Below are 10,545 nucleotides of genomic sequence, written 5' to 3'. Positions count from 1 at the left end.
GCATCCTGCTGATCCTCGGCGCGCTGAGCGCCTTCGGCCCCCTGGCCATCGACTTCTACCTGCCGAGCTTCCCGGCGCTGGCCACGGCTTTCGGCACCGACGTCGAGCACATCCAGCTGAGCCTGTCGGCGTACTTCGCCGGCCTGGCCCTCGGGCAACTGCTCTACGGTCCGCTGGCCGACCGCTACGGCCGGCGCATGCCGCTGCTGCTGGGGGTGAGCATCTTCACCATGGCCTCGCTGGCCTGCGCCTTCGCGCCGAGCCTGGAATGGCTGATCGGCGCGCGCTTCGTCCAGGCCCTGGGCGGTTGCGCCGGCATGGTGGTGTCGCGGGCGGTGGTGCGTGACCTGTGCGACCCGGTGGCGGCGGCCAAGGCCTTCTCGCAGCTGATGCTGGTCATGGGCCTGGCGCCGATCCTCGCGCCCCTGGGCGGCGGCGCGCTGCTCGGGCTGTTCGGCTGGCAGTCGATCTTCCTCTGCCTGGTGCTGTTCAGCGCCGCCGCCGGCGTGGCCATCGCCCTCTGGCTTCCCGAAACCGTCCCCAGCGGGCCGCGGCCGCCGCTGTCCGGCGCGCTGCGCGAATACCGCCGGCTGTTCGGCGACCGCGCCTTCCTCTGCTATGCGCTGACCGGCGGGGTGGCCATCGCCGGGATGTTCGCCTACATCGCCGGCTCGCCCTTCGTCTTCATCGAACTCTACGGCGTGCCGGCCGAACACTATGGCTGGATCTTCGGCAGCAACGCCGCCGGTTTCATCCTCATGGCCCAGGTCAACGCACGGCTGCTGCGCTATCGCGGGCCTGGGTTCTGGCTGCGGCGCGCGGTGTGGGTGTACTTCTTCTGCGGGCTGGTCCTGCTGGGAATCACCCTGTATCGCCCCGAACACCTGCTGGCGCTGCTGGTGCCACTGTTCGGCGCCATCGCCAGCCTGGGTTTCCTGATGCCCAACTCCTCGGCCTGCGCCATGTCCGGGCAGGGCCGCCACGCCGGCAGCGCCTCGGCGCTGATGGGCAGCCTGCAGTTCAGCGTGGCGGCAGGGGCCTCGGCGCTGGTCGGCGCGCTGCACGACGGCAGCGCGCTGCCCATGGCGATCGTCATCACGGTGTGCGGCGGCTGTGCGGCGGTGCTCGGCTGGTACACCGGGCAGATGGATATGCGCGACGCCTGAGCCGGCTCAGCCAGCCAGCGGTTGGCGCTCGTGGGGGAGCGTGTGGGGCGCGCGCAGGCGCGCCTCCAGGGTACTGACGAACAGCCGCGCCTCCTGCTCGTTGCGGAAGTCCACGGCGAACTGGTCGATGCAGACTTGCCAGCGCTTGCCCTTGGCGCTGGCGGACGGACGAACGAGGATGTGCATGGCTCGGCACCCGTGGCTGTGGGGAGGGAGCTAGGAGTGTAGTCCCGCCGCCCTGCGCTTCCGGCGCCACGCGACGGCCGGCTCTGGCCCTTCAGGCGCCGCCGCGGCCCTCCTGCAGCCGCGCCCGGTAGGCGCTGGGCGAGAGCCCCATGACCTTGCTGAAAAGTCTTGAAAAATAATAGCTGTCGTCATACCCCAGGGCCTCGCCCACGCGGGCCACGCTGCGCCCGTCGCTGTCCAGCAACTGGCAGGCGTACTCGATCTTCAGGTGCAGGAAGTGCTGCACCGGGGTGCGCCCGGTCAGCGCCCGGTAGCGATTGACGAAGTGGAATTTCGACAGATTGCAGAAGGCCGCCAGCTGCGCCAGTTCCAGGCGCCGGTGGAGGTTGTCGCGCATGTAGGCGTGCAGGCTGTCCAGGTCCAGCCCCGAGTCGCGCAGCGGACGCAGCGACGGCAACTGGCAGAGCAGTGCGCGCAGGCGGCTGGCGGCGAGCAGGAAGGGCTGGAAGCGGTAGCCGCTGTGGCGCGCCTCCAGCAGTTGGGCGAAGCCGCTGAGCAGGGCGTGCTGCACGCCCCAGTGGCGCAGCGGCGAGGCGTCGTAGCCGGCGGCCTGGCGCAGCCAGTCGGCGCCGTCGCCGCGCAGGTGCACCCAGGAAATGCTCCACGGCTGGCGGTCGTCGGCGCGGTAGGCATGGGCCATGCCCGGCGGCAGCCAGATCAGGTCGCCGCAACCCACCGCCATCGCCTGCGGGCCGTCGGCGCCCTGCACCAGCAGGTGGCCGAGGCCCTCGCTGCAATGGATCAGCAGGTGGTCGTCATGGCGTTCGCGGCTCATCTGGTGGCCCTGGGCGCGCCGGTAGAAGCCCAGCGAGGTGGGATAGAGGTCGCGGCTCAGCGGGTGCGCGGCCAGCTCGCCGAGCAGCGCCGGCGGCAGCAGCAGGCGCAGGCTGTCCGGCGGCAGGGGCCAGTCCGAGGTTCTCGACATGCAGATAGCTGCCTCAGCAATTTAATCCATCAAGAACACAATTTAGTCGATCGGGGCGCTTTCGCCCCGGTGATAGCTTGGCGTGGCTGGCGATGCTGCTGTCGTCGCCAGCAATAAAAGCCGGTTCGCGCAGTGCCGAAACCGGCGATCGGCGGACGCCGACGCTCCCGCGCCGGCATACGACCAAAGGTTGATGGCGGCCCCGGCGGGCCTGTCCATACTCGTTGTTCGACCTCGATAAAAACAATTCTGAGGGTCAGATGATGAACTACCGGCAATCCCACGGCCGTTCCCTGGCCGATCCTGCCTCCTTCTGGGCCGAACAGGCCGACGCCGTGGCCTGGTACCAGCGCCCGCGCAGCATCCTGGAAAACCTCCCCGATGGCAGCCATCGCTGGTTCGCCGACGGCAGCCTGAACAGCAGCTACCTGGCCCTCGACCGGCAGATCGCCCTGGGCCGCGGCGAGCAGGCGGCGCTGATCTACGATTCCCCGGTCACCGGCGTGCAGCAGCGCTTCAGCTACCGCGAGCTGCGCGACGAAGTGGCGCGCCTGGCCGGCGCCCTGCGCGCGCTGGGCGTGGGCAAGGGCGACGGGGTCATCATCTATATGCCCATGGTGCCGCAGGCGGCCATGGCCATGCTGGCCTGCGCGCGTCTGGGCGCGGTGCACTCGGTGGTGTTCGGCGGCTTCGCCCCCTACGAGCTGGCGCTGCGCATCGACGACGCCAAGCCCAAGCTGATCCTCACCGCCTCCTGCGGCCTGGAGTTCGAACGCGTCATCGAATACAAGCCGCTGGTGGACAAGGCCCTGGAGCTGGCGCTGCACCAGCCGAGCCACGTGCTGGTCTGGCAGCGCCCGCAGGCGATGGCCGAGCTGCACGCCGGGCGCGACCTCGACTGGCGCGAGACGGTGGCCCACGCCGAGCCGGCCGACCCGGTGCCGCTGGCCAGCGGCGACCCGCTGTACATCATGTACACCTCCGGCACCACCGGTAAGCCCAAGGGCATCGTGCGCGACAACGGCGGCCACGCGGTGGCCCTGCATTACGCGCTGCCGACCATCTTCGGCATGCAGCCGGGCGACGTCTGGTGGGGCATCTCCGACGTCGGCTGGGTGGTCGGCCACTCGCTGATCGTCTACGGCCCGCTGATGAACGGCTGCACCACGCTGTTCTACGAGGGCAAGCCGGTGCGCACCCCGGACGCCGGCAGCTACTGGCGGGTGGTCCAGGAGCACAAGGTCAACGCGCTGTTCTGCGCGCCCACGGCGATTCGCGCGATCCGCAAGGAAGACCCCCACGGCGAGCTGCTCAAGGGCTACGACCTGAGCTCGCTGCGTCAGCTGTTCCTGGCTGGCGAGAAACTCGACAGCAGCACTCATCAATGGCTGGAAGAGCTGACCGGCAAGCCGGTGTTCGACCACTGGTGGCAGACCGAAACCGGCTGGCCGGTCACCGCGCCCTGCACCGGGCTGGGCTGCGCCGAGCAGCGCGCCGGCTCCAGCAACCTGCCGGTGCCCGGCTACGACGTGCGCGTGGTGGACGAGGAGGGCCGCCTGCTGGCGCCCGGCGAGACCGGCTCGATCGTCATCGGCCTGCCGCTGCCGCCCGGCTGCGCGCAGACCCTGTGGAACGACCACAAGCGCTACCTCGACGCGTACCTTGCGACCTACCCCGGCTACTACCACACCGGCGACGGCGGCTTCATCGACGCCGACGGCTTCGTCCACATCATGGGCCGCACCGACGACGTGATTAACGTCTCCGGCCACCGCCTGTCCACCGGCGAGATGGAGGAGTTGCTGGCGCTGCACGAGGCGGTGGCCGAATGCGCGGTGATCGCCGTGCAGGATCCGCTCAAGGGGCACGTGCCGCTGGGCCTGGTGGTGCTGCGCGACGACGCGCGGATCGCCGAGGAGCAGTTGCAGCGCGAGCTGGTGGCGCTGGTTCGCGAGCGCATCGGCGCGCTGGCCTGCTTCCAGCGCGCGGTGGCGGTCAAGCGCCTGCCCAAGACCCGCTCCGGGAAGATCCTGCGCGCGGTATTGCGCAAGATCGCCGACGGCGAGGACTACGCCCCGCCGTCGACCATCGACGACCCGAGCATCCTCGGCGAGATCGCCGCGCGCCTGGGCGCCGCCGGACTGGCCCGCGCGGGCTGAACCCACGCGCCGGCCGGCGAGGCCGGCGTACTTTCAGGGGGCCGCTTGCGGCCCCTCTTTTTTTCGCAGCCGACGTCCGGCACCTTCAGATAATTCTTCACGGCCCGACACCCTGTTGATAAGGGAACATTCCCTCCGAAAATACGGATTTATTTGTAGGTGAACTCGATGGTATTTCCGGTGATTTCGCAGGTTTGTGGGCAAATGCTGAAGAAATCAGTGGCAATAAGCCGGCTTCTGTAACAAATTCGATTTCAAATGAACCGGGCCACGGACTAGGCTCGGCTGCAATGGACCTGACCACAAGAGCTAGAGCAAGAGCCAGGCGATGACCGACTTCTCGACTCTGCCAACGTTGCGCGCCACCACCAGTCCGCTGGGTGGCAGCCGCTTCTTCCGCCCGCCGCTGCCGGCCGGCTACGTCAATCGGCCGCGCCTTTGTCAGCGCATGGCCGCGGGGCTGGGTGGGCGGCTGTTGCTGCTGTCCGCGCCGGCGGGTTTCGGCAAGAGCTCGCTGGCCATCGAATTCTGCGAATCCCTGGAACCGCATTGGCGCAGCCTGTGGCTGGGCCTGAGCGTCCGCGACAGCGACCCCGGGCGCTTCCTCGAACGCCTGCTGGAAGGCCTGCGCCTCTATCACCCGAGCCTGGGCGACGACGCCATGGCCGTGCTGAAGATGCGCCAGCGCCACCAGCCGTTCGCCTTCGAGGCCTGGCTGGACGACCTGCTCGACGAACTGGCCGCGCTGCTCTCGCCGCAGAGCCCGCTGCTGCTGGTGCTGGACGACTACCACCTGGCCCAGGGCGCGGTGCTTGACCGCTGCCTGCAATTTCTCCTCAACCACCAGCCGCCGGGCCTGGTGCTGCTGGTCACCAGCCGCCAGCGCCCGGACTGGCACCTGGCGCGCCTGCGCCTGTCGCGCCAGCTGCAGGAGCTGGGCGAGCAGGACCTGCGCCTCACCGCCGAGGAAACCGCGGCGCTGGTCAGCGCCAGCGGCACGCCGTCCAGCGCGGCCCTGGTCGAACGGCTGATCGAACGCAGCGAAGGCTGGATCGCCGGCCTGCGCCTGTGGCTGCTGGCCCATCCCGAGGGGCTGGACGGGCAGGGCGGCGAAGCGCCGCTCAACGGCGCCGAGGAACTGATCCGCGACTACCTGCTGGAAGAGGTGATCGACAAGCAGCCGCCCGAGGTCCAGGCCTTCCTGCTGCAGACCGCGCGCTTCGAACGCTTCTGCGGCGATCTCTGCGACGCGCTGCGCGACAGCCACGACAGCGCTGCCATCCTGCGCCACCTGCAACGCCACCAGGTGTTCCTGGTGCCGCTGGATGAACAGGGCCAGTGGTTCCGCTATCACCACCTGTTTTCCGACCTGCTGCTGGCCCGCGAACTGCCGGCCGACGGTCCCTCGGCCGGTTCCCTGCACCTGCGCGCGTGCCGCTGGCTCAGCTCGCGCGGGCTGCTCGACGAAGCGGTGGACCAGGCCCTGCGCGCCGGCCACCCGGAAGTGGCCGCCAGCCTGGTGCAGAGCCTGTCCGAAGAACAGCTGCTGGCCGAGCAGAACGTCGCCACGCTCTTGCGCTGGAAGATGGACCTGCCGGACAGCCTGCTGGCCAGCACGCCACGGCTGATCGTGCTGTACGGCTGGGCCCTGGCCCTGGCCTGCCAGCTCGATGCCGCCGAGGAACTGGCGCAGCAGCTGGCGCGCTTCCTGCCGGCCGCCGACGCCGCCACCCAGGCCGACCTGCTGGCCCAGTGGCAAGCGCTGTCCGGGGTGATCGCCCGTGGCCGTGGCGACATCGGCAACGCCGAGCGGCATTGCGCCGAGGCCCTGGCGCACCTCCCGGCGGAGCGTTCCGGGCCGCGCCTGCTGTGCCTGTCGAGCCTGGCCAACCTGGCCATCGTGCGCGGCGACTCCTGGGCCGCGCGCGGCTTCAACCGCGAGGCCCTGGAGCTGGCGCAGCGCTACGGCAACCCGCTGTTCGAGGCCCTGGTGCACTACGACCGCGCCCGTGGCCTGCAGGCGCGCGGGGAAATCCACCGCGCCGGCCAGGAGCTGGAGGAAGGCCTGGCGCGCCTGGCCGGGCTGCCGGCGCACCGCCGCTACGCGGTGCGCGGGCGCCTGCTGATCTACCAGGGCTACCTGCGCGGCCTGACCCTGCAACTGGACGATGCGCGGCAGAAGCTGCGCGCCGGCATCGAGGAGGCCCGTGGCTGCCGCGATGTCAGCCTGGTCATCGGCTATGCCGTGCTGGCCGGCCTGGAGGGGCGCCAGGGCAACTACACCCAGGCCTTCGCGCAACTGGCCGAGGCCGAGCGGCTGATGCACGTGTGGGACGTGCCGCCGGTGTTCTACCTGTCGGTCATCACCCTGGTGAAGTGCGAGCTGTGGCTCGGCCAGGGCCAGCTGGAACTGGCCGCCGCCTGGCTGGAGCGCCTCGGCGAAACCTATTCCGGCAGCCATCCGGCGACGCCGCCGGAGTGCAACCCGCAGTTGCCGTACTACATCGAATTGCAGCGCGCCCTGCTGGCCCGTCGCGAAGAGCGCCTGGAGCAGGCCGAGGCCCGCCTGCGCGCGCTGATCGCCTCCGCCCGCCAGGTCGGCGCGCAGATGCCGGCGCGCCTGGCGCAGGCGCAGCTGACCTGCCTGCTGTTGCAGGAAGGCCGCGAACGCGAGGCCCGCGAACAACTGGAGGCTTGCCTGCAAGGCGCCATGGGCGGCGCCCTGTTGCCGCTGCATGAATTGCTGGCCCAGGAGCCGGACTGGCTCCGCGAGCAACTGGCACTGCGTCCGCCGTGCCCGGTGCAGTCGTCGCTGCTGCTGCGCCTGCCGGCCCAGGTCGAGCGTCCGGCGAACCTGACCGACGGCCTCAGTGGCCGCGAACTGGCGGTGCTGGAACTGATCGCCCAGGGCTGCTCCAACCAGGAAATCAGCGAGCGTCTGTTCATCTCGCTGCACACCGTGAAGAGCCACGCCCGCCACATCAACGACAAGCTCGGCGTCGAGCGGCGCACCCAGGCCGTGGCGCGGGCCAAGTCGCTGGGGCTGTTGCGCTAGCGGGCCGCTTGGCTCTTCGTAGGAGCGAGCTTGCTTGCGAACGGGGGCTGCCGGCGGCCCGAAGAACACCCCCTCCCTAACCCTCCCCCGCAAGCGGGAGAGGGGACCGTTCGGTGTGGGGTGGGGTCATGGAGTTCCTGTGAGACCTTGGAGTTGCCGGCTGACTCTTGACCTTCAGCTTGCTCGGGACGGCCCCCTCTCCCTTCAGGGCGGGGCGCGCAGCCGAGGGTTGGGGAGAGGGCGCTCTTCAGGGCAAGCACTGAAGTCACCGGCAGAACACCATTCGCGAGCAAGCTCGCTCCTACAAGAGCTGCGCCCGCGCTATTCATTCCTTCGGCGGCGTCAGGTCCAGCGCCTTGGGCGCCGGCGCGCCCTTGGCCGGCTTGGCCAACTGGCGCTGCACGTCGGCCTGGATGGCCTGCAGCACCGGCAGCAGGTCGCGCATGTTCTGTTGCACTTCGGGGAAGGGATGCTTGTTCGCCATGTCCTGCACCCGCGCCAGCAGTTGGCCGCGCACCTCGCCGGGCAGGTGGACGAACAGTTCCGGCAGCTGCTTGGACAGCTCGGCGCTGTACAGCACCAGGTCCTGGCGTTCGAACTGCGCGGTCAGGTCCAGGTAGTCCAGGGCGCTGCTGGTGAGCATCGAGGCCGCCGCCTTGGCTTCCTGCATGCCCTTCAGGCGCACCGGGTTGCGCTGCTCGCTCTGCGCCAGGGTCATCCAGAATTCCACCGTGAGGTTGAACAGGATGGCCTGCTCGCGCAGCGAGTAGCTCATCAGGCCGAGGGCCTCGGCGCCGTAGGGTTGCTTGGCGGCGCGGAAGTCGAAGTACAGGCGCATCAGCTCCTTGAGCTTGAACAGCACCTCGCGCGCCTCGTTCTGCCGCAGCTCCAGGGGCGCGTAGATGTTCAGCTGCGGGCGGAAGTTGTCCTCGTTGACCATGCGCTGGTAGATCGGCCCGGTGAACTCGCCGCTGCGCCGGGGCAGGCTGTTGGCCTGGGTTTTCTCGATGGTCTGCAGGGCGTCGATCAGCCGCTGGTAGTCCTCGCTGGTCCAGGTGCGCTGGATGTCCGGTATGCGCTGGCCGAGGTAGAAGAGTTCGTTGTCCGCCGCCGCGACGGGGCGCCCGACAACCAGCAAAAGGATGGCCAGCGGCCAGAGCAGGCGGCGTGTTAGGTTCGGCACGAATGGGCGTTCCTTGCGCGGGGGCGGTCGGCCTAGGTTAGCGATGGCCGAAGCCGGCGTCACCCCGCGCCTTGGTTGGGTGGAGGCGGCATGACGATCCAGGAATCCGGTGCGGTGCTGGCGGTGTTCGAAGACCTCGGCGGCTTCGGCGCCCTGGCGCGCCAGGAGGGCGGCGAGGGGCCGCTGGTGAACCACCTGCAGCGCGCCAACATCCAGTTGGCGAGCATCCCGGTGTTCGTCGCCAGGGGCCTGGCCGAGACCACGGTGAACGACCTGCTGGCCGCCGCCGGAGTGTCGCGGCGCACCTTCTACAAGTACTTCGACGGCAAGCTCGATGTGCTGGAAGGCATCTACCGCACCGCCGTGCAACTGCTGCTGATGCGCTTCCGTGAAATGCGCACGGTGGCCGGCAGCAGCGAGGCCTGGTTGCGCGCCATGGTCGGGCGCTTCTTCGATTACCACCAGGCCGTGGGGCCGATCATCCGCCTGATGCACGAGGAAGCGTTACGCTCCGACTCACCCCTGGCCGCGCACCGTCGCGAAGCGCTCGCGGGGTTACAGACACTGCTGGAGGAGCGCTTCCTCGGCGAAGGCGTGCGACACCCGGCGCTGACCTACCAGGCCCTGCTCTGGGCCATGGAGGCGGCCTCCCACGAACTGCTCGGCGGCACCGCGCGGCCGGACCTGGCGGAGGTCAAGCGGGTGCTCGGCGACCTGCTGGTGAACAGCCTCTGCGCGCGCACTACCTAGGTTGGGCGCGGCGCGCCACGGGCTGTGCTCTGATCGGGCATCCACCACAACGAGCACCGGAGTGCCCATGTCCGCTACCTACAGCCTGCAACCACCGCTGGCGGCCGGCTTCGCCCGCCTGGGCTTCGGCGCCCTGCCGCTGGAGCCCCTGATCGACCGCTACGCCGCGGCGCAAAGCGGCTCGCGCTTCATCGAGGTGGACGGCTTCCCGATCCACTACCGCGACGAGGGCAGCCGCGACAAGCCGGTGCTGGTGATGGTCCACGGGGTGATGGCTTCGCTGCACACCTGGGACGGCTGGGTGGCCGAGATGGCCCGGCACTTCCGCATCGTCCGCCTCGACGTGCCCGGCTTCGGCCTCACCGGTGGCGGCCGCGACCGCGACTACAGCGGCGCGCGCCTGGTGAAGGTGTTCGGCCTGTTCCTCGAGCGCCTGGAGCTGGACAAGGTCTCCATCGCCGGCAACTCCCTCGGCGGCTACATCGCCTGGAACTACGCGCTGGCGGCGCCGGAGAAGGTCGAGCGACTGATCCTGGTCGACCCGGCCGGCTACCACATGCAGAAGGTGCCGCTGATGATCGCCAGCGCCGCGCTGCCCGGCGCCGGCCTGCTGATGCCGGCCTGGATGCCGCGCGCGCTGGTGGCCCAGGGCATCAAGGAGGTCTACGGCAACCCGCAGCGCATCCAGCCGGGGGTGGTCGACCGCTACTACGACATCAGCCGCCGCCCGGGCAACCGCCGGGCGATGATCGACATCTTCCGCGTGCTGGTGAAGGCCAACCGCGACGAACTCCCCGGCACCCCGGCGCGGGTGGCGCAGTTGAAAGTGCCGACGCTGCTGATGTGGGGCGAGCGCGACCGCTGGATCTCGCCGAAGCACGTGCCCCTGTGGCAGCGCGACGTGCCGGGCATCCAGGTGAAGACCTACCCGGGCGTGGGGCATGTGCCGATGGAGGAAATACCGCAGCAGACGGCGGCGGACGCGTTGCGCTTCCTGCATGCCTGAGGCGCCATGAACGAAAAAGCCCCGGTTCGCCGGGGCTTTTTCATTGGGGTAGATA

General features: G+C 69.6%; 8 protein-coding genes. 5 read left to right on the top strand and 3 right to left on the bottom strand.

Annotated features, from left to right (window positions below):
- Nucleotides 1–2: 2 nt before the first annotated feature.
- Nucleotides 3–1,166, top strand: coding sequence for a multidrug effflux MFS transporter (locus P3W75_RS26310; protein ID WP_276230251.1), 1,164 nt, complete (start codon nucleotides 3–5; stop codon nucleotides 1,164–1,166).
- A 6-nt stretch (nucleotides 1,167–1,172) separates the two neighbouring features.
- On the opposite strand, the gene P3W75_RS26305 is transcribed toward P3W75_RS26310, so the two are convergent.
- Both P3W75_RS26305 and P3W75_RS26300 read right to left on the bottom strand, forming a co-directional pair.
- Nucleotides 1,173–1,352: a hypothetical protein gene (locus P3W75_RS26305; RefSeq protein ID WP_276230250.1), complete on the bottom strand. Its 180-nt coding sequence runs from the start codon at nucleotides 1,350–1,352 to the stop codon at nucleotides 1,173–1,175.
- 91 nt (nucleotides 1,353–1,443) lie between these two features.
- The gene (locus P3W75_RS26300; RefSeq protein ID WP_276230249.1) at nucleotides 1,444–2,337 is read right to left on the bottom strand and encodes an AraC family transcriptional regulator; all 894 of its coding nucleotides are present in this window, start codon (nucleotides 2,335–2,337) and stop codon (nucleotides 1,444–1,446) included.
- A 263-nt stretch (nucleotides 2,338–2,600) separates the two neighbouring features.
- On the opposite strand from P3W75_RS26300, the gene P3W75_RS26295 reads away from it, so the two are divergent.
- Both P3W75_RS26295 and P3W75_RS26290 read left to right on the top strand, forming a co-directional pair.
- Complete coding sequence (locus tag P3W75_RS26295) at nucleotides 2,601–4,496, top strand: propionyl-CoA synthetase (RefSeq protein ID WP_276230248.1); 1,896 nt, start codon at nucleotides 2,601–2,603, stop codon at nucleotides 4,494–4,496.
- A 328-nt stretch (nucleotides 4,497–4,824) separates the two neighbouring features.
- The gene (locus tag P3W75_RS26290; RefSeq protein ID WP_276230247.1) at nucleotides 4,825–7,551 is read left to right on the top strand and encodes a LuxR C-terminal-related transcriptional regulator; all 2,727 of its coding nucleotides are present in this window, start codon (nucleotides 4,825–4,827) and stop codon (nucleotides 7,549–7,551) included.
- Nucleotides 7,552–7,876: 325 nt separating this feature from the next.
- On the opposite strand, the gene P3W75_RS26285 is transcribed toward P3W75_RS26290, so the two are convergent.
- Nucleotides 7,877–8,734 (bottom strand): hypothetical protein, encoded by an 858-nt coding sequence (locus P3W75_RS26285; protein WP_276230246.1) that lies wholly within the window; start codon nucleotides 8,732–8,734, stop codon nucleotides 7,877–7,879.
- A 90-nt stretch (nucleotides 8,735–8,824) separates the two neighbouring features.
- Between P3W75_RS26285 and P3W75_RS26280 the strand changes: the two genes are divergently transcribed.
- Together P3W75_RS26280 and P3W75_RS26275 are read left to right on the top strand one after the other, a co-directional pair.
- Nucleotides 8,825–9,484, top strand: coding sequence for a TetR/AcrR family transcriptional regulator (locus P3W75_RS26280; protein WP_276230245.1), 660 nt, complete (start codon nucleotides 8,825–8,827; stop codon nucleotides 9,482–9,484).
- Nucleotides 9,485–9,551: 67 nt separating this feature from the next.
- A complete protein-coding gene (locus P3W75_RS26275; RefSeq protein WP_276230244.1) occupies nucleotides 9,552–10,490 on the top strand; it encodes an alpha/beta fold hydrolase in 939 nt (312 codons plus the stop codon).
- Nucleotides 10,491–10,545 lie beyond the last annotated feature (55 nt).

Source organism: Pseudomonas citronellolis (assembly GCF_029335315.1).
GTDB lineage: Bacteria > Pseudomonadota > Gammaproteobacteria > Pseudomonadales > Pseudomonadaceae > Pseudomonas > Pseudomonas citronellolis_A.
The sequence above is the reverse complement of the archived record's forward strand: the minus strand, read 5'-3'. Positions and strand labels throughout refer to the sequence as shown.

Excerpts from the sequence above, each read along its gene's own strand:
- P3W75_RS26305 (WP_276230250.1), bottom strand. The coding sequence starts at position 1,352 with ATGCACATCCTCGTTCGTCCGTCCGCCAGCGCCAAGGGCAAGCGCTGG.
- P3W75_RS26300 (WP_276230249.1), bottom strand. The coding sequence starts at position 2,337 with ATGTCGAGAACCTCGGACTGGCCCCTGCCGCCGGACAGCCTGCGCCTG.
- P3W75_RS26275 (WP_276230244.1), top strand. The coding sequence starts at position 9,552 with ATGTCCGCTACCTACAGCCTGCAACCACCGCTGGCGGCCGGCTTCGCC.
- P3W75_RS26290 (WP_276230247.1), top strand. The coding sequence starts at position 4,825 with ATGACCGACTTCTCGACTCTGCCAACGTTGCGCGCCACCACCAGTCCG.
- P3W75_RS26295 (WP_276230248.1), top strand. The coding sequence starts at position 2,601 with ATGAACTACCGGCAATCCCACGGCCGTTCCCTGGCCGATCCTGCCTCC.
- P3W75_RS26280 (WP_276230245.1), top strand. The coding sequence starts at position 8,825 with ATGACGATCCAGGAATCCGGTGCGGTGCTGGCGGTGTTCGAAGACCTC.